This is a genomic window from Comamonas sp. JUb58, from assembly GCF_004364775.1.
Lineage (GTDB): Bacteria > Pseudomonadota > Gammaproteobacteria > Burkholderiales > Burkholderiaceae_C > Comamonas.
Genome location: NZ_SOAL01000009.1, coordinates 40,863 through 66,073, shown reverse-complemented (window position 1 = coordinate 66,073; position 25,211 = coordinate 40,863). Strand labels below are relative to the sequence as shown.

Annotated in this window: 21 protein-coding genes; 8 read left to right on the top strand and 13 right to left on the bottom strand. The window is 65.2% G+C overall.

Features of this window, described 5'->3' with window-relative positions:
• Positions 1 to 13: 13 nt before the first annotated feature.
• From minC to EDF71_RS11315, 4 genes are all read right to left on the bottom strand, one after another.
• The gene (gene minC / locus EDF71_RS11330) at positions 14 to 745 is read right to left on the bottom strand and encodes a septum site-determining protein MinC (RefSeq protein WP_133856700.1); all 732 of its coding nucleotides are present in this window, start codon (positions 743 to 745) and stop codon (positions 14 to 16) included.
• A gap of 190 nt (positions 746 to 935) precedes the next feature.
• A complete protein-coding gene (locus EDF71_RS25010) occupies positions 936 to 2,465 on the bottom strand; it encodes a hypothetical protein (protein WP_166656518.1) in 1,530 nt (509 codons plus the stop codon).
• An 88-nt stretch (positions 2,466 to 2,553) separates the two neighbouring features.
• Positions 2,554 to 3,189: a hypothetical protein gene (locus EDF71_RS11320; protein ID WP_133856699.1), complete on the bottom strand. Its 636-nt coding sequence runs from the start codon at positions 3,187 to 3,189 to the stop codon at positions 2,554 to 2,556.
• 23 nt (positions 3,190 to 3,212) lie between these two features.
• On the bottom strand, positions 3,213 to 4,154 hold the full coding sequence (locus EDF71_RS11315) for a zinc ribbon domain-containing protein (protein ID WP_133856698.1): 942 nt from the start codon (positions 4,152 to 4,154) through the stop codon (positions 3,213 to 3,215).
• A gap of 284 nt (positions 4,155 to 4,438) precedes the next feature.
• Between EDF71_RS11315 and EDF71_RS11310 the strand changes: the two genes are divergently transcribed.
• From EDF71_RS11310 to EDF71_RS11300, 3 genes are all read left to right on the top strand, one after another.
• A complete protein-coding gene (locus EDF71_RS11310) occupies positions 4,439 to 5,731 on the top strand; it encodes a solute carrier family 23 protein (protein ID WP_133856697.1) in 1,293 nt (430 codons plus the stop codon).
• 236 nt (positions 5,732 to 5,967) lie between these two features.
• Positions 5,968 to 7,488 (top strand): acetyl-CoA hydrolase/transferase family protein, encoded by a 1,521-nt coding sequence (locus EDF71_RS11305; protein WP_133856696.1) that lies wholly within the window; start codon positions 5,968 to 5,970, stop codon positions 7,486 to 7,488.
• A 233-nt stretch (positions 7,489 to 7,721) separates the two neighbouring features.
• Positions 7,722 to 9,023 carry an MFS transporter gene (locus EDF71_RS11300; RefSeq protein WP_133856695.1) on the top strand — a complete coding sequence of 434 codons (1,302 nt, stop codon included), beginning with the start codon at positions 7,722 to 7,724 and terminating at the stop codon, positions 9,021 to 9,023.
• Positions 9,024 to 9,092: 69 nt separating this feature from the next.
• On the opposite strand, the gene EDF71_RS11295 is transcribed toward EDF71_RS11300, so the two are convergent.
• Positions 9,093 to 10,073 carry a YihY/virulence factor BrkB family protein gene (locus EDF71_RS11295; RefSeq protein WP_133856694.1) on the bottom strand — a complete coding sequence of 327 codons (981 nt, stop codon included), beginning with the start codon at positions 10,071 to 10,073 and terminating at the stop codon, positions 9,093 to 9,095.
• Between the two features lie 127 nt (positions 10,074 to 10,200).
• Positions 10,201 to 12,021 (bottom strand): NAD(P)/FAD-dependent oxidoreductase, encoded by a 1,821-nt coding sequence (locus EDF71_RS11290; protein WP_133856818.1) that lies wholly within the window; start codon positions 12,019 to 12,021, stop codon positions 10,201 to 10,203.
• 305 nt (positions 12,022 to 12,326) lie between these two features.
• Between EDF71_RS11290 and EDF71_RS11285 the strand changes: the two genes are divergently transcribed.
• Together EDF71_RS11285 and EDF71_RS11280 are read left to right on the top strand one after the other, a co-directional pair.
• The gene (locus EDF71_RS11285; protein WP_133856693.1) at positions 12,327 to 14,291 is read left to right on the top strand and encodes a sigma-54-dependent Fis family transcriptional regulator; all 1,965 of its coding nucleotides are present in this window, start codon (positions 12,327 to 12,329) and stop codon (positions 14,289 to 14,291) included.
• A 118-nt stretch (positions 14,292 to 14,409) separates the two neighbouring features.
• Positions 14,410 to 14,670, top strand: a complete 261-nt coding sequence (locus EDF71_RS11280; RefSeq protein WP_133856692.1) for a hypothetical protein — start codon at positions 14,410 to 14,412, stop codon at positions 14,668 to 14,670.
• Positions 14,671 to 14,733: 63 nt separating this feature from the next.
• Here the strand turns inward: EDF71_RS11280 and EDF71_RS11275 are convergent, their stop codons facing one another.
• The 6 genes from EDF71_RS11275 to EDF71_RS11250 all read right to left on the bottom strand — a co-directional run bounded on the left by EDF71_RS11275 (position 14,734) and on the right by EDF71_RS11250 (position 21,382).
• Positions 14,734 to 16,458, bottom strand: a complete 1,725-nt coding sequence (locus tag EDF71_RS11275; protein WP_133856691.1) for a biotin carboxylase N-terminal domain-containing protein — start codon at positions 16,456 to 16,458, stop codon at positions 14,734 to 14,736.
• A gap of 137 nt (positions 16,459 to 16,595) precedes the next feature.
• Positions 16,596 to 18,188, bottom strand: a complete 1,593-nt coding sequence (locus EDF71_RS11270; protein ID WP_133856817.1) for a carboxyltransferase domain-containing protein — start codon at positions 18,186 to 18,188, stop codon at positions 16,596 to 16,598.
• A gap of 14 nt (positions 18,189 to 18,202) precedes the next feature.
• On the bottom strand, positions 18,203 to 18,979 hold the full coding sequence (locus tag EDF71_RS11265) for a 5-oxoprolinase subunit PxpA (protein ID WP_133856690.1): 777 nt from the start codon (positions 18,977 to 18,979) through the stop codon (positions 18,203 to 18,205).
• A 22-nt stretch (positions 18,980 to 19,001) separates the two neighbouring features.
• The gene (pcp, locus tag EDF71_RS11260) at positions 19,002 to 19,670 is read right to left on the bottom strand and encodes a pyroglutamyl-peptidase I (RefSeq protein ID WP_133856689.1); all 669 of its coding nucleotides are present in this window, start codon (positions 19,668 to 19,670) and stop codon (positions 19,002 to 19,004) included.
• Between the two features lie 24 nt (positions 19,671 to 19,694).
• On the bottom strand, positions 19,695 to 20,651 hold the full coding sequence (locus EDF71_RS11255; RefSeq protein WP_133856688.1) for a DUF979 domain-containing protein: 957 nt from the start codon (positions 20,649 to 20,651) through the stop codon (positions 19,695 to 19,697).
• Positions 20,648 to 21,382, bottom strand: a complete 735-nt coding sequence (locus EDF71_RS11250) for a DUF969 domain-containing protein (protein WP_133856687.1) — start codon at positions 21,380 to 21,382, stop codon at positions 20,648 to 20,650. The genes EDF71_RS11255 and EDF71_RS11250 overlap by 4 nt, the downstream gene beginning before the upstream one ends.
• Before the next feature lie 316 nt (positions 21,383 to 21,698).
• Here EDF71_RS11250 and EDF71_RS11245 point away from each other — a divergent pair, with 316 nt between their 5' ends.
• From EDF71_RS11245 to EDF71_RS11235, 3 genes are read left to right on the top strand one after another with little or no spacing between them, the layout of a single operon-like run.
• Positions 21,699 to 22,373, top strand: coding sequence for a GntR family transcriptional regulator (locus tag EDF71_RS11245; protein ID WP_133856686.1), 675 nt, complete (start codon positions 21,699 to 21,701; stop codon positions 22,371 to 22,373).
• A gap of 52 nt (positions 22,374 to 22,425) precedes the next feature.
• On the top strand, positions 22,426 to 22,620 hold the full coding sequence (locus EDF71_RS11240; protein WP_133856685.1) for a hypothetical protein: 195 nt from the start codon (positions 22,426 to 22,428) through the stop codon (positions 22,618 to 22,620).
• A gap of 15 nt (positions 22,621 to 22,635) precedes the next feature.
• On the top strand, positions 22,636 to 24,087 hold the full coding sequence (locus EDF71_RS11235; protein WP_133856684.1) for an aldehyde dehydrogenase: 1,452 nt from the start codon (positions 22,636 to 22,638) through the stop codon (positions 24,085 to 24,087).
• Between the two features lie 35 nt (positions 24,088 to 24,122).
• Here EDF71_RS11235 and EDF71_RS11230 read toward each other — a convergent pair whose 3' ends face one another.
• Positions 24,123 to 25,187, bottom strand: coding sequence for a homocysteine S-methyltransferase family protein (locus tag EDF71_RS11230; RefSeq protein ID WP_133856683.1), 1,065 nt, complete (start codon positions 25,185 to 25,187; stop codon positions 24,123 to 24,125).
• Positions 25,188 to 25,211 lie beyond the last annotated feature (24 nt).

Genomic DNA, 25,211 nt, shown 5'->3' with positions numbered 1-25,211 from the left:
CCCTTGGCGCCTGTCACAGCGGCTCGATCAACAGTTTCTCACCTTCAAGCCGCACCACCGCCGCCTTGCCCGACAGCTCGGCGGGCCAATCCGACTCGACCGTGCGGTAGATGCCGGCGATCGAGACGAGCTGCGGCTCAAAACAGGTGCAATAAATACGTGCGCTCTTGTCCCCACGGGCGCCAGCCACGGCCCGGCCACGCAGGGGCCCGTAGACATGGACGTTGCCATCGGCAATCACCTCGGCGCCAAAGCTGACGATGGCGTTGACGATCACATCGCTGCCCGAGGCATAGACCTGCTGGCCCGAACGCATGGGTTTGTCGACCCGCAAGGTCGCCTTGGCCGGCAGCTGCACTTCCTTGATGACCTCGACTTCGACCTCGCGCACTTCCGGCTCGGCCGCCTTGCGCGCGGGCGGTGCCTCAGGCGCAGCAATCAGGCCGGCCGCGTAGGCGCTGGCCATCTGCGCCTCGCTGCCGCCGCGCACCGCCACCGGCGTGGTGCGGTATTGGCGCAGCAAGGCCACCAGGGCGGCAAAGTCGATGTCCTCGTCGGCCTCGCGCAGCTGCGCCAGATCGACCAGCACCGGGTCATGGTCGAAAAAGGCGGAATCGCTGCCAAAACGCTCGGCAAACTCCAGCGCCAACTGCTCCAGGTCAGCCGAACGCAGAGCGAACGCAACCACCGGCAACTGGGCGCTTTTCATATCGAAACCGCTGCGCTGGGTCGTTTCACCTGACATGGTTATAAGCCGATCTAGTTACTGGACATGAATCGGCAAAGTGTAACCTGCCTGACGTGAATCGCCGCGGCCGGTCTGCCGTTTTGCCCGGATTGACAACACTCTTTTACCAATGAAGCCGCGCTTACGGGCGGATACAGAGTGCCATGAAAAAGGGCGCTTGCGCGCCCTGGAAGAATGCCACAACCCATCAGGGCTTGAGCTGGAAACCGCAGTGTCCGCAGAAGACATCGTCGGCCGCCACCACTTCAAAGCAGCTGCGGCAGCGCAGCAAGGGCTCGGAGGCCACCGGTGCCGCTGGCGCTGCCGTGGGCGGCAAGGCCGATGCGGCTGCAGCGCCAACGACTGCTGCAGCGCCCAGGCCGGCTGCCGGCGCTGGCGCCACCGGCGGCTGTACGGGCGCAGGAGGCACCACGGGAGCCGGGGCTACAGGTGCCGGTGCCACAGGGGCTGGCGGCACGGGAGCAGGCGGGACCGGAGCCACGGGCGCTGGGGGCGGCACCGGCACAGGGGCAGGTGCCGGAGCGACCACCGGTGGCGGTGCAGGCACCGACGCCACTGGGGGCACGGGAGCCACGGGGGCGACCGGCGCTGGCGCCGGTGCAAAGATGTCGTTCAGCGGCGCTACCGGTGCGGCAGGCGTTGCAGGCGTCACCGGGGCTACAGGCGCTGCCGGGGCACGCGCTGCAGTCCCTTGGTGGCCATGGCCGTCCATATGGGTGGCGTGGCGCACCTTGTCGGCGGCTTCACGGGCCATGCCCTGGGCCTGGCGGGCCTTTTCGCGGGCCAGGTCAATGCCGGCCTGCAGGCTCTCTTCGGTGCCTTGCTCATCGAGGCCATCGGTGACCATCAGGTAGATGATGTTCACGCCCATGATCATCACCTGCATGGTCAGCGCCATCAGCACGGCAAACAGGATCACGGTCGACAGCGTGCCGGCCATCATGTGGCCGCTGCTGGCCATCGCGCCAAAGGCGGCAGAGTTGCCCATGCCACCCATCGAGGCCATCATGCTCGGGCCAATCACGCCGCTGGCAATGGCCGTCATGTAGGCAAAACCGGGGATAAAGCCGGTGAACACCACCAAGGTGATGACGGTGATGACGATGTAGAGCGCCAGCAGCATCAGCACCAGCGGCACCAGGCGCGTACGCACCACCGCCAGCACCAGCGATACCGCGCGGCGCAGCGAGCGGCCATCCCAGATGGCGGGCGCCAGCAGGGGCGCGGCCACCCAGTACAGCGCAATGAAGAACACCGAGGCGGCGATCACCATCACCGGGTGGGCAAAGAACAGCAGGATCGGCCCGATGAAGGGGATCTTGCAGACGAAGTAGACAATGGCCGCCACCAGGCACAGGCCCAGCACCACGGCAAGCACCAGCAGCCCAAACATGATGAAGCGCGGCACACACAGCAGGCCGGCCCGGATGGCGGCCGACATGCTGCGCTGCTCCACATCCTTGGCCTTGTCCTGCAGCAGGATGCCCACGGCCGACATGCCGGCAGAGAACACCACCGAGGCAATGATCAGGAACAGCAGCGCCAGCAGCATGCTGCCCGCGCGGGTGGCCAGCATCTGGCCGCCCACCATCACCAGGCCGCCGGCCAGCCAGGTCAGAAACGACAGGCCGAGCACGCGCCATTGGGTCAGCCCCTCGGCCGCTCGCATCAGTTGGCCAAAGTCAATGGACTTCAGCATCGATTTGGGAGAAGACATCTGCGATTCCTTCGTCGTGGTTACCGTGTAGATGTGCCACCGCCCCCGCAGGGGCGCGCATGGCAGCTAAGGGGTGCGCGCCGCGTGCTCAGTCGATGCGGCTGGGCCAGGGTTTGGCCTGGATCACAAAGTGCTCGATACCGGGCGGCACATTCTTGTCGGCCGATTTCTTGACCTCGACCGGGTTGCCGGCCTCGGTGGGCGCGGTGCCGGAATTGGTGTTCACCTTCTTGGCGCGCAGATCACGCGGCGAGACGGTCACAAAGATCGTGGCGCCGCCACGGTTGTCGGCCATCATCGTGGCGATGTCCTTGATGGCAACCATCGCATCCTTGTGCTCCTGGCGCGACTTGGCGGCCCAGGGCAGATCCAGCGACACCGAATCGAGCACCGGCATGCCACGCGTGGCAGGCGACTGGCTGGAGCTGAAGACCTGCTCGGTGGAGGTGGTCTTGCTGCCCGAGATGCGCTGCTTGACCGGCAGCGCCGACATGGCCTCGACCGCGCGAACGCGCAGGGCCTCGGCCTCATCGATCTCGCCCTTCATCTTCTGCTCCCAGGTCACCAGCGCTGGGGGCACAGCCGGCTCACGGCAGCCGGGGGGCGATGCGATACCGCATTCGACCTGCACCGGCACGGCCGGCGCGGGAGCGGGTGCGGGTTCTGGAGGTGGGGCAGCACAGCCCGCCAGCGCGAGCACCGACACCAGGGCGGACATTTTCATCAACAGCTTCACAATGCTCTCCTTCAATTCAGCAAATCATCCAAGGTCTGTTTACGCACCGGCTTGCGCACCGCCGCCGGGCGGGCGGGTGCGGCTGCTGGGGCGGGCGCTTCTTCCACAGCCACAGCTGCGGCAACGGCATCTTCAGCGGCGGCCGGGGTGACCAGCGTTTCATTCGGGGCCAGGGCGGCATCGGTCGCGACCATCGCAGGTGCTGCGGCTTCCAGCGGCACGGCTGCGGCGTCTGCCTCTACCGGAGCTGCAACATCTGCGGGGGCGGAGACGCTGGGCGCCGCCACCGTGCCCGTTGCCGCGCGGCCTTGCTGGCTCTTCCACCACCAGGCGCCGCCACCGGCCAAGACCACCACGCCCAGCAGCGCCAGCACAATGCGCAAGCCCCCGCCGCTTTGGGGCACAGGGGCTTCGGGCATGGGGTTGCGCGCTTGGGCGCTGGCACGTGGGCGCAGGCTGGGGTCGGGGGTGGCTGGCGGGGCACGCTTGGCAGCAGCATCGGTCTCCCACAGCGGCGCCTCGGGCTCGCGCAACGCGGGGGCGGGCACGGCTGCGGCCGAGCTGCCTGCCGCGCCGCCAATCACCATCGCAGCGCTGGTCTGGATGCGCTCACCGGGCAAGCTGGATGGGGGGCCGGAGCTGTCCTGCACATTGCCAAAGACCAGGATGGCCTTCTCCTCGGCCACGCTCAGCGGTACATCCCAGTCCGGGGCCGTGTCCTGAAAGCCGGGTGTCTCTTCGAAGCGGCAGCCGCATTGCTTGCAAAACAGCGCCTGGCCCTTGCACAGCGCGCCGCAATCGGGGCAGGTGGCATAGGCCGCCACTGGCGCGGCTGGCACCGCACGGGCGCTGGCCAGGTCCTCAGCGGTCGGCGCGGTCTGAACTTTGCAGCCGCATTTTCGACAGAATTTGGCGCCGGCGGCCAATGCCTCGCCACATTGCACACAGTTCATAGAATCCCTCTCCCTAAACAACAAGTTGCTGCAGGCAGTTGTTGTATTTGTTCTCAATATGATTGCGATTATCTATTGGATTAGCTCGTCAGGCCAGTGCTATGGCGCCACACCTGGTGTACCGGCCTTCGCGCCCGGGGCCCTGCAGTCTCCGCATCGGTCCTGGTTAGAGAGTTTCCCTCTCTCTACAAGGATTGACAAATTCACTATGATGCAGCACCTTTTCTCTTGCGCGCCTGCAACTGCCCCTCCCGGTGCAGCCCTGCCTGCGGCCTGCCCAAACCATGTCTGATTCCTTCCTTCCCCGCTGGCGTGAAGTGCGCCCGGGCGCTGACGATGTCGTCGCGCCCGATGAGCGCCTGCCCTGGCCACAAACCTCGATCATGGGGGTGCAGCATGTCATCGCCATGTTTGGCTCGACCATTCTGGCGCCCATTCTGATGGGTTTTGATCCAAATGTCGCCATTTTGATGAGTGGTGTCGGCACCTTGATCTTCTTTTTGATCACCGGCGGGCGCGTGCCCAGCTACCTGGGATCGAGCTTTGCCTTCATCGGCGTGGTGATTGCCGCCACCGGCTATGCCGGCTCGGGGCCCAATGCCAATATCGGCATGGCGCTGGGCGGCATCATTGCCTGCGGCCTGCTCTACACCTTGATCGGCTTTATCGTGCAGGCGGTGGGCACGGGCTGGATCGAGCGCTTCATGCCCCCGGTGGTGACCGGCGCTATCGTGGCCGTGATCGGCCTGAACTTGGCCACTGTCCCGATCAAGAACATGGCCAGCAACAACTTCGAGAGCTGGATGCAGGCGATGACCTTTGTCTGCGTCGGCATGGTGGCCGTGCTGGCACGCGGCATGGTGCAGCGCCTGCTGATCCTGGTGGGCCTGATTGCCGCGGCCATCATCTACGCCATCCTGACCAATGGCATGGGCCTGGGCAAGCCGGTGGATCTGTCGGGCCTGGCCTCGGCCGCCTGGATTGGTATGCCCAATTTCTCGGCACCGCAGTTCAGCCCCCAAGCCATGGTGCTGATCGCCCCGATCGTGATCATCCTGGTGGCCGAGAACCTGGGCCACATCAAGGCCGTGACGGCCATGACCGGCCGCAACCTGGACCAGTACATGGGCCGGGCCTTCATCGGCGACGGCGTGGCGACCATGGTCAGCGGCGGCGTAGGCGGCACGGGCGTGACCACCTATGCCGAAAACATCGGCGTGATGGCGGCGACCCGCATCTACTCGACCGCCGTGTTCATGGTGGCCGGCCTGATTGCCCTGCTGCTGGGCTTTTCGCCCAAGTTCGGCGCACTGATCCAGGCGATCCCGCTGCCCGTCATGGGCGGCGTGTCCATCGTGGTGTTTGGCCTGATTGCCGTGGCCGGCGCCAAGATCTGGGTGGAAAACAAGGTGGACTTCTCGCAGAACAAGAACCTGATCGTGGCCGCCATCACCCTGATCATCGGTACCGGTGACTTCACCCTGAAGTTCGGCAGCTTTGCGCTGGGCGGCATCGGGACCGCGACCTTCGGCGCCATCATTCTCTACCAACTGCTCAACCGCCGCGACAAGCGCTGAGCAGCACCTTAACCCTCCCCAAGCCCGGTTGTCCCGGGCTTTTTTTATGCGCTAAATTGTTGCAGTGCAACAATAAATTGCCGCCGCAGTAGCACTTATCCACAATCGGGTATTCCCGGATTCTCAATGGTTTCGGATGCAACGACTGCTAAGATTTGCCCGCCTCGCCGCCCGGCCTATGCCGCCGGGCTGCATCTGTAGACAATAACGAAAACACCTTCCTGGAGTCTCCCCCCATGTCGTTGAATGACCGTGTGCGCTGCAGCGCGCTGCACTCCCGCATCATGTCCGCCGCCGACGCGGCCGCGCTGATCCCTGCTGGCGCCAATGTGGGCATGAGCGGTTTCACCGGCGCAGGCTACCCCAAGGCCCTGCCCCAGGCGATTGCCAGCCATGCCAAGGCCGAGCATGCCGCAGGCCGGCCCTACAAGATCAATGTCTGGACGGGCGCCTCCACCGCTGCGGAATGCGATGGCGTGCTGGCCGAGGCCGGTGCCATCGACCAGCGCCTGCCTTTCAACACCGACCCGATCGCGCGCAAGTCCATCAATGCCGGTGACATCAACTTCATCGACATGCACCTGTCCCACGTCGCCCAGCACGCCTGGTTCGGCTTTCTGGGCCATATGCATGTCGCGGTGATCGAGGTGCTGGGCATCACTGCCGATGGCCTGCTGATCCCGTCGACCGCGGTGGGCAACAACAAGACCTGGCTGGAGATTGCCGACAAGGTGATCTTGGAGGTGAACACCAAGCCGCCCGCCAAGATGGAAGGCATGCACGACATCTACTACGGCACTGCCATCCCGCCGCGCCGCGTGCCCATCCGCATGACCCATGCCGACGACCGCATTGGCGAGGGCTACCTGAACGTGGACCTGGACAAGGTCGTGGCCGTGGTCGAGACCCACAAGGGCGACCGCGACAATGTGTTTGCCGCGCCGGACGCCAACTCCAACACCATTGCAGCCTCCATCATCGACTTTCTCTCGCACGAGATGAAGATGGGCCGCCTGCCCCAGGAGATGCTGCCGATCCAGTCGGGCGTAGGCAATGTGGCCAATGCGGTGCTGGCCGGCCTGCTCACCGGCCCCTTCGACAACCTGCTGGGCTTTACCGAAGTGCTGCAGGACGGCATGCTGGACCTGCTGCGCAGCGGCAAGATGTCGCGCGCCTCGGCCACCTCCATCTCGCTGTCGGCGGCCGCCTACCGCGATTTCGAGGAGAACATCGACTTCTACCGCGACCGCATCATCCTGCGCCCGCAGGAGATCTCCAACCATCCCGAGCTGGTGCGCCGCCTGGGCGTGATCGCGATGAACTCGATGATCGAGGCCGACATCTACGGCAACATCAACTCCACCCATGTGATGGGATCGAGCATGATGAACGGCATTGGCGGCAGCGGCGACTTTGCGCGCAACGGCTACCTGTCCTTCTTCGTCACGCCCTCGGTGGCCAAGAACGGCCATATCTCCTGCATCGTGCCCATGTGCTCGCATGTGGACCACACCGAGCACGACACGCAGATCATCGTCACCGAGCAGGGCCTGGCCGATCTGCGCGGCCTCTCGCCCAAGCAGCGTGCCAAAGTCATCATCGAGCGCTGCGCGCACCCGGACTTCCGCCCCATGCTGCAGGACTATGTGGACCGCGCGATGCAGCAGTCAGCCGGCTTGCACACGCCGCACATCCTGACCGAGGCGCTGTCCTGGCACCAGCGCTATCTGGATACCGGTTCGATGAAAACGGCGTAAGCCAACCCCCTCCGGTTTTACCCTTAGGCCCCGCCAGCGCTCGCTGTGCGGGGCTTTTTGCATCTGTCTCCGACGCACCAGCGGCAGCGGGCGCTGCAGCGCACAATAGCGGCGGCCCGTGGTAGCAACCCTGGGCAAAAATAGCATCTGCTTAAGATAGGTCTGCATTAACAGCTATCAAAAGCGAAGCACCTCAACCGCACGTCCTATCCATAACAGCATCGGAGACAAACATGGACACCCTGGAACAGCGCACCATCTCCAAGATCAGCTGGCGGCTCTTGCCGCTGCTCATGGTCTGCTACTTCATCGCCTACCTCGACCGCGTCAATATCGGCTTTGCCGGGGCCAGCATGTCCAAGGACCTGGGCTTCTCGGCAGCCGTATTCGGCAGCGCGGCCGGTATCTTCTTCCTCTCCTACTTTCTCTGTGAAGTGCCCAGCAATCTGGCGCTGGAGAAGTTTGGCGCCCGCAAGTGGATCGCCCGCATCATGTTCAGCTGGGGCGTGCTGTCGGCCGCGCAGGCCTGGGTTGGTGGCGCAACCAGCTTCAACATCGTGCGCTTTCTGCTGGGGATTGCCGAGGCGGGCTTCTTCCCCGGCGTGATCTTCTACATCACCCTGTGGTTCCCGGCCGCCTACCGTGCGCGCATCGTCGGCTGGTTCATGTTCGCCATCCCCATCTCCACGGTGATCGGTGCGCCCATCTCCGGTTTCATCCTCGATATGGACGGCATGGGCGGCATGCATGGCTGGCAATGGCTGTTCATCCTGGAAGCGCTGCCAGCGATCTTCCTGACCTTTGTCGTGCTGTTCTACCTGCCCGATGGCCCGCAAGACGCCAAGTGGCTGACCGACGAAGAGCGCGCCTGGCTGGCCAAGACCCTGACGGCCGAGCGCCAGAACCGCGAATCCATCCACAAGATCTCCTGGAAACAGACCCTGCTCAACCCCAAGGTGATCGCGCTGGGCTTTGTCTACATGGGCATCACCGTGCCGCTCTACGGCCTGGGCTTCTTCCTGCCGCAGATCATCAAGGGCTTTGGTGGCCTGTCCAATGTGCAGGTCGGTTTCATCAACGCCTTCCCCTATCTGGTCGGCGCCATTGCGATGATCTTCTGGACGCGCGGCTCCGACCGCATGAAAGAGCGCAAGTGGTTTGTGCTGATTCCGCTGGCCTGCATCGTTGCCGGTCTGCTGATTGCCGCCAACACTGCTGCACCGGTGCCCAAGATGGCTGCGGTGACCCTGGCTGCCTTTGGCATCTTCAGCGCACTGCCCACCTTCTGGACCCTGCCTACGGCCTTCCTGAGCGGCACCGCAGCCGCAGCGGGCATCGCCTGGATCAACTCCATCGGCAACCTGGGTGGCTACATCGGCCCGACGATCTTTGGCACGCTGAAGGACAAGATGGGCAACGATGTCTATGCCGTGATGTTCCTGGCATCGCTGGCCGTCGTCGCCTTTGCACTGGTGTTCTTCATGCGCCATGACACCCGCGCCGAAGGCTTTGATGTGAAGGCCCAGGCCCACTAAAGAACGGCCTCTCCCTCCCCCCAAAAACAATGCGCCCGAGGGCGCATTGTTGTTTGCTGCGGTGGATTGCTAAATCTGGAAATCCACGGTGGCGGCCTGCCCGGCCGATGGCCGCAGCTGCGTGCTGTCCTCCTCCGCCGCGCCGCCGCCCTTGCCATGCAAGGCAATGTCTGCGCTGTTCAGCGCGCGGGCGCAGCTGGCGGCAAACAGCAGGATGGCGGACGAGAAGTAGATCCACATCAGCAGCACCACCAGCGAGCCGGCAGCGCCATAGGCCGAGACCACGGCAGCGGTGGACAGATACCAGGCCAGCACCTGCTTGCCGATGGTGAAGAGAAAGGCGCCAATCGCCGCACCGGCAATCAGAAAGCGCAGGCGGGGCTTGGTGCCCGTGCCGATGCGCATCATGCCGACGAACAAGGTGACGGTGATCAGGAAGGACACGGTCTCGTTGATGACGCCCAGCAGCATGCCGGGGGCCTCCACATGCAGCACAGCACCCGCCCAGCGCGTGGTCATGCTCAGCATCGTGGTGATGACCAGCGATATCAGCATCAAAAAGCCCAGCACCAGGATGTAGCCCAACCCCCGCACCCGCTGCACCAGCGAGTACCACCAGGGCGTGCCGCTCTTGTCGACCTTCTCGCCATGGTTCCAAAGCCGCTCCAGCGAGGTCTGCAGCTCCACAAACACCCCGGTGGCGCCCGAGAGCAGCATCACAAAACCAATCGCCGAGGCAATCAGGCCCTGCGACTTGGTCTGCGCACTCGACAGCGCGCCGCGCACCACATCGGCCACCTGCGAGCCCATGATGTCTTCGACCTGGTGGATCAGGTTGCTCTCGATGTAGGACCGATCAAGCCACCAGCCCAGCACCCCTACCAGGAGCAGCAGCAGTGGCGCCAGGCTCAGCATGCCGTAGAAGGACATGGCCGCGCTCATGCGCAAGCCATCGGCTGCCAGCCATTGATCGGCCGCATGGTAGAAGGGGCGGAAAGGATTGAGCTTGCGCTGCACCCGTTGGGCGAGCGTGGAGTCTTGTGTCACCATCGCCCGATTCTGGCATTGAAGGGCGGCCGGCCGGTGTCAGCCATCGGCCATAGCTGGCGCCAGGTCCCAATTCCTGACAATCTGCAGCGCCCCGCCCATGCCGGCCCATCCCTTGCCCCACGCCGCATCAGCGCAGATGGTGCACCTGCTGCAGGCCGTAGACCGGTGTCGCCAGCCCCTCTTGCCGCGCCTTGAGCTGCAGCGCCAGGTACAGCGAATAGTGGCGCGACTGGTGCAGGTTGCCGCCATGGAACCACAGCTGCGGCTGCTGGGTGGGCTTCCACATATTGCGCTGCTCGCCCTCCCAGGGGCCGGGGTCCTTGGTGGTGTCCGATCCCAGGCCCCAGACCTTGCCCACCCTGTCGGCCACCTCCTGGCTGATGAGGTCGGCCACCCAGCCATTCATCGAGCCATAGCCGGTGGCATAGACCACCAGGTCGGCCGGCAGCTCGGTGCCATCGCTCAGAACCACGGCGTTGTCAGTGAGGTGGCTGATGCCCTTGTTCTTGCCCGCCTGCAGCTTGATGCTGCCGTCGATCACCAGGTCGCAGGCACCCACATCGATGTAGTAGCCCGAGGCGCGGCGCAGGTACTTCATGAACAGGCCCGATTCGTCATCGCCAAAGTCCAGCATGAAACCCGCCTCTTCGAGCTGGCGGTAGAACTCGGCATCGCGCTCGCGGATGCGGTCATACAGCGGCACCTGGAAGTCGGCCATGATGCGGTAGGGCAGCGAGGCAAAGATCAGGTCTGCCTTTTTGGTGGTCACGCCGCTGGCCACGGCGCGCTCCGAGTACAGATCACCCAGGCCAATGTCCATCAGCGAATCAGAGCGCACGATGTGCGTGGACGAGCGCTGCACCATGGTCACATCGGCACCATGCTCCCAGAGCGCAGCGCAGATGTCGTGGGCCGAGTTGTTGGCCCCGATCACCACCACCTTCTTGCCGGCATAGGCCTCGGGCCCCGAATGCTGCGACGAGTGCTGCTGCTCGCCCCGGAAGCGCTCCTGGCCCTCGATGCGAGGGATGTTGGCCTTGCCCGACATGCCGGTGGCAAACACCAGCTGCTTGGGGCGCAGCACCATCTTGCGGCCCTCGCGCTCCACCGTCACCTCCCATTCCTGCGCAGCCTCGTCGTAGCGTGCGCCCAGGCATTGGGTGGACGACCAGTAGTTCAGCTCCATCACCCGGGTGTACATCTCCAGCCAATCGCCAATCTTGTCCTTGGGTGCGAACACCGGCCAGTGCTCGGGGAAGGGAATGTAGGGCAGGTGGTCGTACCAGACCGGGTCGTGCAGGCACAGCGATTTGTAGCGGTTGCGCCATTGGTCGCCGGGGCGCGGTTGCCGGTCGATAACGATATGCGACACGCCCAGCTGGCGCAGCCGCGCGCCCAGCGCAATACCGCCCTGGCCACCGCCAATCACCAGCACATAGGGCTGGCGGCTCTCGCCCAGGGTCTCGGCCTCTTCCTGCTGCCGGTCCAGCCAGGTCTTGCGGCCCCGGCGTATGCCGTGCTCGGCGCCCATCGGGCGGCGCAGGCCTTGCGCCTCTTCAAAGCCTTTGAGCTCCTGGATGGTGGTCAGCAAGGTCCAGATGCGGCCATCGCGGATGCGCAGATGGCCCAGGCCCCGCGCATGGCGCGCATCCACCACCAGCCAGGCGCTCAGCACGCCATCGGTCTCCGTCACCTCTTCCTTCGGATCCAGCTGCAGCAGCAAGGGCGCAGCGGCATCCAGCTGCGCGGCCAGCATGTCAGCCACCTGCGCCGGGCCTTCGCAGGTCTTGAGGTTCCAGGTCAGCAGCACCAGGTCGCGCCAGAAGCAGTCTTGGGCAAACAGCTGGCTGGCCGCCGCAAAATCGCGGGCGGCCAGCGCCTGGTTGAGCTGGTCCAGCAGGGCCTGAGCGCGGGCGGCGGGTGTGCCCGCAGCCGTGGGTGTGGCCATCGGGGTGGCAGTAGCGGTGGTCATGGCTTGTCTCCTTTTATCGGCGATATCGCAGCGGCTCTGCGGCCGCAGCGTCAGCGTTTTTGCAAGCCCCATGCCAAGCGGCCATGCTGCACTGCAACCTCCTTGGAGCAGGGCGGCGCGCTGCGGGTTTGCCAGCAGCGGGCTGGCGCGCGCACTGCCGCAGTCGATGCAACACCTGTTGCATGCGCCCTTTTGCACTGCAGCATCTGTTGCGGGTAAGCCTGATTGGCAGCGCCGGGGTGCGGGCACAGAATCAGCCCGGTGATTGCAGGAGACCCGCCATGCCCATCCACAGCTATACCGCCCACGTCCAGGAGCTCGAAGCCTTTGGCATGGGCTACCCGCTGCAAGGGGAGGCACGCGACCGGGCCGTGCTGGGCAGCTGGCGCCGCTGCATCGACCAGCACCGGCTGGACCCGAGCCGCACCAGCGAAGCCCATATCGTGCCCGCCGGCCAGTTGCGCGCGCACCGCGAAGAGTCCGAATCGCTGATCCGCATTGCCCGCAGCGGGCTGGAGCGCCTCTACCAACAGCTCAAGGGGCTGGACTATGTATTGCTGCTGGCCGACCGCCATGGCGTTGCGGTGGATTTTCTGGGCCATGACAGCGATGCCAGCGACCTGCGCAGCGCGGGCCTCTACCTGGGCGCGCAGTGGCGCGAGGATGTCGCCGGCACCTCGGCCGTTGGCACGTGCCTCGCCACCGGCGAGGCGCTGACGGTGCACCAGAGCGACCATTTCGACTTCACCCATACGCGCCTCTCTTGCACCGCCGCGCCCATCTACGATCTGCAAGGCCAGCTCGCAGCGGTGCTGGATCTGTCCCTGCTGCGCTCGCCCGCCGCCCGCGCCAGCCAGCAGATGGCGCTGCACCTGGTCACCGCTGCCGTGCGCCGGGTGGAGCTGGCCAACCTGATGGCCCAATCGGGCAGCGACTGGGTGCTGCGCCTGGCGCAGTCGCCGGATTTTCTGGATGTCGATGCCGATGCGGCCCTCAGCATCGATGCGCGCGGCCGCATCCGCGCAATGACCCATGCCGCCAGCCGCATGCTGGCCTCCATCGCCGGGCTGAACTGGCGCCAGCAACCGCTGCTGACCGGTCAGCCGCTGAGCCGTTTTTTTGACACCGACCTGCAGGCCCTGCCGCAGCTGATGCGCAACCGCCCCGCGCAAGAGCGCATCCTGCGCGCCCGCGATGGCAGCATCTGGTTTGCCCATGCGCTGCCGCCCCAGCCGCGCAGCAGCGCGCAGTCCAGCCCACGCCCCAGCCTGCCCGCGCCGCTGCAGGCGCTCAACACCGGCGATGCCGCCATGGGCCAGGTGCTGCACAAGGCCGCCCGGCTGGCGCCGCAAGACCTGCCCGTGCTGCTGCAGGGCGAGACCGGCAGCGGCAAGGAGTTTCTGGCCCGCGCGCTGCATGCCGCCAGCGGCCGCAGCGGTGCCTTTGTCGCCATCAACTGCGCCGCCATCCCCGAGGCACTGCTGGAGAGCGAACTGTTTGGCTACCTGCCCGGCACCTGGACAGGCGGCGCGCACAAAGGCCGCGCCGGCCTGGTCGAGGCCGCACACCAGGGCAGCCTCTTCCTCGATGAAATCGGCGACATGCCGCTGGCCCTGCAGGCCAAGCTGCTGCGCGTGCTGTCCGAATCGGAGATCACACCCTTGGGCGCGCGTGCGCCGCAAAAGGTCGATATCCGGGTCATCTCCGCATCGCACCGGCCGCTGGCCGAGCTGGTGCACAGCGGCCAGTTCCGCGCCGACCTGCTCTACCGCCTGAACGCCGCCGAGCTGCAGCTGCCCGCCTTGAGCGAGCGCAACGACCTGCTGGCCCTGGCCGAGCACATGCTCGCCGCCATGGGCTGCAGCCTGCGCATGAGCGGGCCCGCACAGGCCGCCCTGCGCGCCCACCACTGGCCCGGCAATCTGCGCGAGCTGCACAATGCGCTGCGCTATGCCGCCGCGCTGGCCGAGCAACAGATCGACCTGGAACACCTGCCCGATGCGCTGCAGCGCAGCCCGGCTGTGGCGCAGGGGCAGGACGCGGTTGGCGATGCAGCCTTGGCAGGCGCCACATGCGACGGCAATGCCATGCATGCCGCCACGCTGGAACAGGTACTCGCCCAATGCCAGGGCAATGTCTCCGAAGCCGCCCGCCTGCTGGGCGTAAACCGCTCGACCATCCACCGCCGCATCCAGCGCCAGCAGCTCAGCCGGGTGTTTGCCAGGCAGGAAGGCGAGCAGCGCTAGGCCCTTGCACCACGCCATGCGGCACCTGGGCATGGGCTGCAAGAACCCCCGTAGTGACCAGCGCCTGCGCGACCTCGGTTAGGCTGGTGCCACTACCACCCTATCGCGTTGCTTGCCCATGCCCCGACACCGCTTTAATGTCTTTGGCCGCATCCTCGATCTGGAGCCCTGCCCTAGCGGCTGGCGCTGCTATGCCGTCGGGCAGGATGGCAAACGCGCTCCCGTCCAACTGGCGGTGCCTGCCGACCTGCCTGCCAGCGATTTGGGTCAGTACCTCTACGATATCTACCATGAGCTGGCGACGGGCAGCCAGGGGGATGTGACGGAGATTTCTGCTCCAGGGGTGGGTGATGCGGACAGCCCATCCCGGAACCCCTAGCCCAACAAAAAAGCCGCACAACCCAAAGGCTGTGCGGCTCTTGGCCACCGTCAAAAAGACGGCTTAGTCGATACGCGCAATCACTGCACCGGCAGCCTGGTAGCTGCCGGCTTCCACCTTCAGGCTGATGCGGCCAGCGCGCGGGGCGTTGATCTGCATTTCCATCTTCATGGCTTCCATCACGGCGATCAGCTCGCCCTCTTGCACGGTGGCGCCGTCAGCGACCTTCCAGGTCGTGAGGGTGCCGGCGGAGGCGGCGGTCACGGCCTTCTCGTCCACGGCTGCTTCCACGGGCGCTGGGGCAGCGCCGGGGGCCGACAGGCCGGACAGCAGAGAGGCGGGCAGGCCGAGCATCACGCGGCGGCCGTCGAGCTCGATGGCGACGCGTTGCAGGCCAGCGGTGGCGGCAGGCTGGGGGCGGGTTTCGGGCTGGGCATCCCATTGGGGCATCAGCTCGGTTTCGATCCAGCGGGTGTGCACGCCAAAGTGCTGGCCGTTGATGAAGTCGGCATGCGCCATCACGGCTTCATGGAAAGGCAGCACGGTCGGCACGCCTTCGATCTTGAACTCCTTGAGCGCGCGGCGTGCGCGTTGCACGGCCACTTCGCGGGTGGGGCCCCAGACGATCAGCTTGGCCAGCATGGAATCGAACTGGCCCGCCACTTGCGATCCGGATTCCACACCGCTGTCGACGCGCACGCCAGGGCCCGATGGGGCCTCGAAGCGGGTCACCAGACCGGGGGCGGGCAGGAAGCCACGGCCCACGTCTTCGGCGTTGATGCGGAACTCAAAGGCATGGCCGTGGGGTGCTGGCACCGTGGTGTCGGCCAGCACTTCGCCTTCGGCCACGCGGAACTGCAGGCGCACCAGGTCGGTACCGGTGGTCTCTTCGGTCACAGGGTGCTCCACCTGCAAGCGGGTGTTGACTTCCAGGAACGAGATGGCGCCGCCTTGGCTCAGCAGGTATTCCACCGTGCCGGCGCCCACATAGCCAGCGGCCTGGCAGATCTCGCGGGCCGATTGGTGGATGCGCTCGCGCTGCGCATCGGTCAGGAAAGGCGCTGGTGCCTCTTCAACCAGCTTCTGGTTGCGGCGCTGCAAGGAGCAGTCACGCGTGCCCAGCACCCGCACATTGCCGTGCTGGTCGGCCATCACCTGGGCTTCGATGTGGCGGGGCTTGTCCAGGAACTGCTCGACAAAGCACTCGCCACGGCCAAAGGCGGTCACCGCCTCGCGCACCGCTGCGCCATACAGCTCGTCGATGTCCTCGGCCTTCCAGATCACCTTGATGCCACGGCCACCACCGCCGAACGCGGCCTTGACCGCAATCGGCAAACCATGGTCACGTGCAAAGGCATGCACCTCGGAGACATCCTTGACCGGCTCGGGCGTGCCTGCCACCAGCGGGGCACCCACGCTCAGCGCCAGCTTACGCGCCTGCACCTTGTCGCCCAGTTGCTCGATGGCCGAAGGCGGTGGGCCCACCCAGGTCAGGCCGGCACCGATCACAGCGCGGGCAAAGGCGGCGTTTTCGGACAGGAAACCGTAGCCTGGGTGCACCGCATCTGCGCCGCTCTTTTGCGCCACTGCAATCAGCTTGGCGATGTCCAGATAGGTCTCTGCCGGGCGCTGGCCTTCGAGCGCATAGGCCTCATCGGCCATGCGCACATGCAGGGCGTCAATATCGGCATCGGCATACACCGCCACGCTCTTCAGACCGTGGTCCGTGCAGGCACGGATGATTCGGACGGCGATCTCGCCACGGTTTGCAATCAATACTTTTTTCATGGCTGAGAAGACTCCAGACAACCAAAACACGACAGAGAAGTGAGATTGCCGCAGCGTGTTTCACGGCCTTTTGCAATCAACACTTCGCTCATAGCTATATCCATTCAAGAACGGGGCGCGCACGCCCTGTTCAACACTCAGCCCACCAGGTCCGCAAAGGGCGCCAGGGGGCGGAATTGCAGCCAGCCACCGACGGGCACTTGCGCGGCCAGGTCGAGGTGGTAGGAGGCAATGCAGGCGATGACCGGGTAACCGCCGGTCAAGGGGTGGTCGGCCAGGAACAGCACGGGCTGGCCGCTGGCGGGCACCTGGATGGCGCCCAGGGCCGTGCCTTCGCTGGGCAGCTCCTGGGTTTGGCTGCGCACCAGGGCCTCTTCACCGGCCAGGCGCAAGCCCACGCGGTTGGACTGGGGGGTGACCTGCCAGCGCTGTGCGGCAAACAGGGCCACGGCCTCGGGGGTGAACCAGTCGGTGCGCGGGCCCATGACGACATCGAGCACGACCGTCTCACCGGCCTTGGGCAGTGCAGGTGGGGTGTGATCGGGGGCTTCCACCGCAGCGGCATCGCGCGCATCGCCCACGGCCAGGGTCTGGCCGGTGGTCAATGCGGCAGGGCCGATGCGGGCCAAGGTGTCGGTGCTGGTGCTGCCCAGCACGGGCTCCACCAACCAGCCGCCGCGCACCGCCACATAGCTGCGCACGCCGCTGTCGGGCTCGCCCAGCTGGATGACATCGCGATCGTTCAAGGCAATGGCCGCATTGCGTTCAGCCTGCCAGGCAGCGCCGCTGGCGCTGCGCACAGTCAGGGGGCCGGTGGCGCCAGTGACGGCCACCACGGTGGCGCCCAGGCTTTGCAGTTGCAGGCCTGCGGCAACCGATTCCAGCACCGATTGGCGCGCGTCGTTGCCCACCAGGCGGTTGGCACGGCGCATGGCACCCTGGTCCAGCGCACCGGCAGCCGATACGCCCTGGCCCGCCTGGCCGGCACGGCCAGCATCCTGCACCAGGGTTTGCAAGCCGGTGGCACGCACACGCATGCCTGCACCCGTATGTTCGGCTGCTGCGGGGGCCTGGGCTTGCGCGGCAGATTGCTGCTTCAGCAAGGCCTGGCCAGCCGCAGTGCTGGCATCGACAAAACGCACCAGCATGCCCGGCTGCAGCAAGGCAGGCGGGTTGCGCAGCAGGTCCCACATGGGCACCTCGGTGCGGCCCAGCAGCTGCCAGCCGCCGGGGGTGTCATTGGGGTAGACGGCACTGAAGGTGCCGGCAATGGCGACCGAGCCCGCAGGCACCTTGGTGCGCGGCGTGCTGCGGCGCGGCACGTTCAGGCTCGGGTCGCCACCGGTCAGGTAGGCAAAGCCGGGCGCAAAGCCGCAAAAGGCCACGCTGTAATCGCTACCGCTGTGGCGGCGAATCAGCTCGGGCACATCAATGCCCAGGATCTGCGCCACATCGGCCAGGTCCTCGCCGTCGTAATGCACGGCAATCTCGACGCGCTGGCCGGCGCTGCGGGCCTGGCGGCCCAGGCGCAGTGCGGCCATATGGCGCTGCAGGTCGGCAGCGCTGGTCTGCCAGCGGTCGAAGGAGATCAGGATGGTGCGCGCAGCGGGCACCAGCTCCTGCACGCCAGCGGGCAGCTCGGCCTGCAGTGCAGCCAGCAGGTCCAAGGTGTGCTCCAGGTCCTGCAGTTCCACCAGCATGCTCTGGTCGCTCACGGGCAGAAAGCGCATCGTGCGTTCGTCACTCATGCGCCAGCCTTGTCCATGAAGGAGCGGATCTGCACGCCGGCCGCCTGCAGGTGCTCGCGCACCGCCTTGGCCATGGCCACCGCACCGGGGCTGTCGCCATGCACGCAGATGGAATCGGCCTGCACCTCGACCACGGAGCCATCATTGGCCTGCACCGTGCCTTGCTGCACCAGCTGCAGCATGCGCTTGGCAACCATCTCAGGGTCGTGCAGCACAGCGCCTGGCTCGCGGCGCGATACCAAGGTGCCTTGCGGGGTGTAGCCACGGTCGGCAAAGGCCTCGGCGATCACCGTCAGGCCCGCTTCACGCGCCCACTGCATCAGCGGCGAGCCGGCCAGCACCACCAGCGCCAGCTGGCCGCCCACGGCCTGCATGGCCTCGATCACGGCTGCGGCCTGGCGGCGGTCCTGCGCAATGGTGTTGTACAGCGCGCCATGGGGTTTGACATAGCGCACCGTGGTGCCTGCCGCAGCGGCCAGGCCTTGCAGCGCGCCAATCTGGTAGATCACATCGCTCACCAGGTCGGCATGGGCCACATCCATGTTGCGGCGGCCAAAACCGACCAGGTCGCGGTAGGCCACATGGGCACCGACCACGACGTTGTTGGCTTTGGCTTTTTTCAAGGTATCGAGAATGCCTGCCGGATCGCCTGCATGAAAACCGCAGGCCACATTGGCGCTGCTGACGATGGACAGCATGGACGCATCGTCGCCCATGGTCCATGCACCCAGGCTCTCGCCCAGATCGCTGTTCAAATCCATGGTGAGGGACATGGTGCTACCTTTCTTATGAATTTCAGTGGAGTTGGCCTGCGCTCAGCTGCAGATCCTGCTGTTCTGGATCATGCCGCAGCACGGCCGCAATCAGCGCTTCAATACCCTTGCACTGCGTCTCCACCGCCATGCTCGGGGCGCCTGGCAGCGCCGCTGCCATCTCGGGCAGGTAGGGCACATGCACAAAGCCGCCACGCGTCTGGGCCCAAGCGGGCACGGTGTTCAGGCGGTGCATCAGGCCGTAGAAGACATGGTTGCAGACAAAGGTGCCGGCGGTGTTGCTCACCTCGGCGGGCACACCGGCTGCGCGCATCGCAGCCACGGCCTGCTTGATGGGCAGGCGCGCAAAATAGGCCGCTGGACCATCGGTGGCCACCGCCACATCGATGGGTTGCTGGCCGGCGTTGTCGGCGATGCGGGCATCATCGACATTGATGGCCACGCGCTCGATCGACAAGGCCGTGCGGCCGCCGGCCAGGCCCAGCGCAATCACCAGGCTGGGCTGGTGCTGCTGCAGGGCTGCCTCCAGCGCCTCCAGCGCTTTGCCAAACACACAGGGCAGCTGCACGCCAACAATGCGCGCACCGTCGATGGTCTTGCCATCGAGCCTGCGGGCCACTTCCCACGCGGGGTTGAGGGGGGCTTTGTCAAAGGGCTCAAAGCCCAGCACCAGTACGGTTGAGTCAGTCATGCAGAAGTCCTGTTATTGCGGCGATCAGTGGTTCATCAAGAAGTACAGCAAGAACACATTGCAGACCAGGATGCCCAGCGCGGTCGGAATCTGCGCCTTGATCACCGCATTGCGGTCCGGTAGCTCAAGAAGCGCCGCCGGCACGATGTTGAAGTTGGCCGCCATCGGGGTCAGCAAGGTGCCGCAATAGCCCGAGAGCATGCCCACCGCTGCCATGATGGCTGGATCACCGTGGTACACATTGATCAGCACGGGCACGCCCACGCCGCCCGTCATCACCGGGAAAGCCGCAAAGCCATTGCCCATGATGACGGTGAACAGCGCCATACCGACCACGTAGACCACCACAGCCACAAAGCGCAGGTCCATGTTGATGTAGGTGGTGGTCACATGGGCCACGGCCTTGCCAACGCCAGCATCGGAGAACACCAGACCCAGCATGCCCAGCATCTGCGGCAGCACCATGGCCCAGCCCATCGCATCGACCAGGCGGCGCGATTCGCGCAGCGATTGCACCGGCGATTCGCGGGTCATCTTGCAGGCCATGGCCGCACCGATGATGCAGCCCAGTGCCAGGCTCACCAGCGTGGCGTTCTTGGGGTCGATCAGGAAGTTGCCGCCGATCTTGAAGTCCTTGAGCAGCACGCTGCCGATCACGGTGACCACAGGGATCGCCAGCGCCGGCACAAACAGCTTGTTCTTCAGGCGCAGAGCGCTTTCCTTGTTCTCGGCATCGCTGCGCACTTGCGGCTTGCCGCCGCCTACGCCCTTGACCAGCACGATCAGCGCCAGCACGATCACGCCAGCACCCACCACTTCAGGCGGCATCTTGTCGCCCAGCAGGAACATGACCGCATACAGGCCCCAGAACAGGCCGGTGGTCCAGCGCTTGGGGTTGCTGGCATCGAGCAGATTGAAGACGGCCACAGCCGCCATGACCAGACCGGCCAGCCAATAGACTTGGGTGATGCTGAAAATCATGCTGCACCTCCTTCGCGGGTGGTAGAAGCGGCAGATGGCGCGTTAGCCATTTCCTTGGCGATGTACTGGTCCAGACGGCGCAGGCGGTAGGCATGGATCAGGAACGCGCAGATGGCGGTCGGGATGCCCCATACGGCCACATGGATCGGCTCGACGTCAACACCGGCTTCATGCAGGAAGGTGGTCATCAGCACAATCGCGCCGAAGGCCACAAAAATATCTTCGCCGAAGAACAGGCCGACGTTGTCGGTCGCGGCGCTGAAAGCGCGCAGGCGGTAACGCAGTGCTTCGGGCAGCTTGCCGTAGCGGGTCTCGGTCGCGCCTTCAGCCATAGGAGCCAGCAGCGGACGCACCATCTGGGGGTGGCCACCCAGGCTGGTCAGGCCGATGGCGGCGGTCAATTGACGCGCGCCCAGGTAGACGATCAGCAGACGGCCCGTGGTGGCCGACTTGATGTGGCCGATCCAGTTTTGCGCATGTTGGCGCAGGCCATGGCGCTCGAGCAGACCGATCACGGCCAGCGGCAGCACCAGGATGAGCGGCAGATTACGGGTTTTGACAAAACCCGTGCCCAGCTCGGCCAGCACTTTCTGGACCGGGAAGCCCGCCAGCGCAGCGGTGACGATCGCCGTCACCACCACCACCACAAAGGGATTGAAACGCAGGACGAATCCCACGATGATTACGGCCACCCCGAGGAGGGGCCAGAGGTTGACGATTGAGCTGTCCATGACAATACAAGGTTTGTTATAGGCACGGTTCCCAAGAACTGGGTACCGCATAGTTTTTGTTCAACAACTCATCAATTTCACCAATGGTAAATTTGAGTTTGTTGAACAATACAAAAGTTTAGCCAAACAAAAAACCCTTGATCATCGGGAAAACCCGTATACATCTGCTTTCAAATGGCCATGTAGGCGAAATTCTCGTCTTTGTGGCGAAGAAAATCGCCAGATTGACCGATTCAAGGGGCTGGGGGCAATGCGCTGGGCCTGGCTACAGGCCACGGCTATCATGTGTATCAATCTCTGACTACCTGCGATCGCCATGAATGTTGCACTGCCTACTCTCTCGCTCAACGACCGCGTGGCCGAGCAGATCCGCGACCGCATCGTGCGTGGCGAATTCCAGCCCGGATCGCGCCTGTCCGAGGTGGCCCTGAGCGAAAGCCTGGAGATCTCGCGCAACACCTTGCGCGAGGTGTTCCGCCTGCTGACCAAGGAAGGGCTGCTGCGCCATCTGCCCAACCGGGGCGTGTTTGTCGCCATCCCCTCGATGGCCTCCATCATGGATATCTACCGCGTGCGCCGCATGATCGAGTGCCAGGCGCTGCAGCAGGCCATTCCGCAGCACCCGGCACGCAAGGAGATGCGCGAAGCCGTCGCCGCGCAAAAGCAGCTGCGCGAGGCCGGCCGCTGGGTGGAGGTGGGCACCGGCAATATGCGCTTTCACAAAGGCGTTGTGGCGCTGGCCGACAGCGAGCGGCTCAACACCATGTTCTCGCACCTGCTGGTGGAGCTGCGCCTGGCCTTTGGCATGCTGGGCGATGCCGAGTTCATGCACGCGCCCTACATCGACCTGAACGCCAACATCCTGGAGCGCTTCGAGGCCGGGGACATGGAGCAGGCCGCCAAGCTGATGCATGACTACCTGACCCATTCCGAGCGCGTCTTGCTCAGCGTCTATGCCCGTCGCATGAGCGATGCGGGCATGGTGCTCTGATAGCTGCCTTCCACCTAGGCTCTTGGGCATCTGCCAACTGCCGTTGAAGTCCTTGCAGCCAAGCCTGCCAAGTCGCCGCTTTGCCAGCGCGTTGCAGCAACAGCGTCTGATCGATAGCATCTACAGCCTCGGCGCCACACCCACCCTGATAGATCGGCAGGCTTTCATCAGCCACCATGCCCGAGAGCAAACAAGGTTTGCCAGCCTGGTTGAGGATGTGCGCCTGACACTGGATGAATGGCAGTGAACAGGAGACCCTGCAATGATTGAACAAAAAATGCTGATTGGTGGCCAGGCTTGCGATGCCGGCAATGCGGCGACGGTGGAGCGCAAGAATCCGCTCGATGGCACGGTAGCATCCCGCGCCCCGGCAGCCACCGTGGCCGATGCCGTACTGGCCTGCGAGGCGGCAGCAGCGGCTTTCCCCGCCTGGGCACAGCTGGGGCCAGGCGCGCGGCGCGCGCTGCTGATGAAGGCTTCTGACACCCTGCACGCCAAGGGCGATGCCATTGCCGCAGCCATGGCATCCGAGACCGGGGCCTCGGGCCACTGGGCGGGCTTCAATGTCCACCTGGCCAGCAGCATGCTGCTGGAGGCAGCGTCCCTGACCACACAGATCAGCGGCGAAGTCATCCCCTCTGATGTGCCGGGCAGCCTGGCCATGGCGGTGCGCCAGCCCGCCGGGGTGGTGCTGGGTATCGCGCCCTGGAACGCGCCGGTGATCCTGGCCGTGCGCGCCATCTCCACCGCACTGGCCTGCGGCAACACCGTCATCCTCAAAGGCTCGGAGTGGTGTCCGGCCACGCACGGTCTGGTCATGGAGGCGCTGCAGGATGCCGGCTTACCGCCCGGAGTGCTGAACTTTGTGACCAATGCGCCAGAGGATGCTGCCAGCATCGTCGAGGCCATCGTTGCCCACCCGGCGGTGCGCCGCGTCAGCTTCACCGGCTCAACGCGTGTGGGCCGCCTCATTGCGCAAACCTGCGCCCGCCACCTCAAACCCGCGCTGCTGGAGCTGGGTGGCAAAGCGCCCTTCATCGTGCTGGACGATGCCGACCTGGACGCTGCGGCCCGCGCCGCCAGCTTCAGCTCCTTTGCCAACTCGGGGCAAATCTGTATGTCCACCGAGCGTTTGGTAGTCGACCAGCGCGTGGCCGACGCCTTTGTCGCCAAGCTGGCGGCTCGGGCTGCAGCGCTGCCTTTGGGTGATCCCCGCCAGGGGCCGGTGGTGCTGGGTTCGGTGGTGGGCATGGCGACCGTGGAGCGCTGCAACGCGCTGATCGATGACGCTGTGGCACACGGCGCCAGCATCGTCTGCGGCGGCAAGGCGGACAGCACGCTGATGCCTGCTACCTTGCTGGACGGCGTGACGCCTGCGATGCGCATCTACCATGAAGAGAGTTTTGGTCCCGTCAAGGGCATCGTGCGCGTGAACGGCGAAGACGAAGCCATTGCCTGCGCCAACGACAATGCGTTCGGCCTGTCATCTGCGGTATTCACCCGCGACACCGCACGCGGCTGGCGCGTGGCGGCTCGCATCGAGGCCGGTATCTGCCATATCAACGGCCCCACCGTGCACGATGAGGCACAAATGCCGTTTGGCGGCGTGAAGGATTCAGGCTATGGCCATTTTGGCGGGCGCCAGGGTATCGATGCCTTCACCGACACCCGCTGGATCACCATGCAAACCACCGAGCGCCAGTACCCGTTCTAAAAGGGTTCAGAACGGGCCGCAACCGGTATGACGTCTTAGGCCGCAGCGGGGTAGAACAGCTTGCGCGCCGTGGCGCTTTGCACTGCCTGGGCAATCGCGCCAATGTGGTCGGGCGTGGTGCCGCAGCAGCCGCCCACGATGTTGACCAGGCCTTCGTCGGCAAACTCATGCACCAGGCGGCTGGTGATGTCGGGCGTCTCGTCAAAGCCGGTATCGCTCATCGGGTTGGGCAGGCCGGCATTGGGGTAGCAGCTGATGAAGGTGTCCGGCGCGGCCTTGGCCAGCTCCTGCACATAGGGGCGCATCAAGGTCGCACCCAGCGCGCAGTTCAGCCCGATCGACAGCGGGTTGGCATGGCGCACGCTGTGCCAGAAGGCCGTTACCGTCTGGCCCGACAGAATGCGACCCGAGGCATCGGTGACGGTGCCGCTGATCATGATCGGCAGCACCTCGCCGGTCTGCTCAAAGGCCTCATCCACCGCAAACAGCGCGGCCTTGGCGTTCAGCGTGTCAAAAATCGTCTCGACCAGGATCACATCGGCGCCGCCTTCGATCAAGGCCAAGGTCTGCTCCAGGTAGGCCTGGCGCAGTGCCTCAAAGGTCACGTTGCGCGCGCCGGGGTCGTTCACATCGGGGCTGATGGAGGCGGTCTTGGGCGTAGGGCCCAGCGCGCCGGCCACATAGCGCTTGTGCTCGGGCGTGCTGTACTTGTCGCAGGCCGCACGCGCCAGCTGGGCGCTCTTGAGGTTCATCTCATAGGCCAGATCGGCCATGTGGTAGTCCTCCTGGGCAATCGTGGTCGCACCAAAGGTATTGGTTTCGATCAGATCGGCGCCAGCGGCCAGGTATTTCTCGTGGATGTCGCGGATCACATCCGGGCGGGTGAGCGACAGCAGCTCGTTGTTGCCCTTGACGTCATAGCCAAAGTCCTTGAAACGCTCACCCACGCTGCCCGGGCCGCTGTAGCCTTCGCCCCGGTACTGGGCCTCGCCCAGCTTGAAGCGTTGGATCATGGTGCCCATTGCGCCGTCGAGGATGACGAGGCGCTTGGCCAGGGTGGCGGGCAGTTCTTGGGCTCGGGTGTAGCGGGGCAGTGACATGGCGGCCATTGTAGGTCGCCGCCC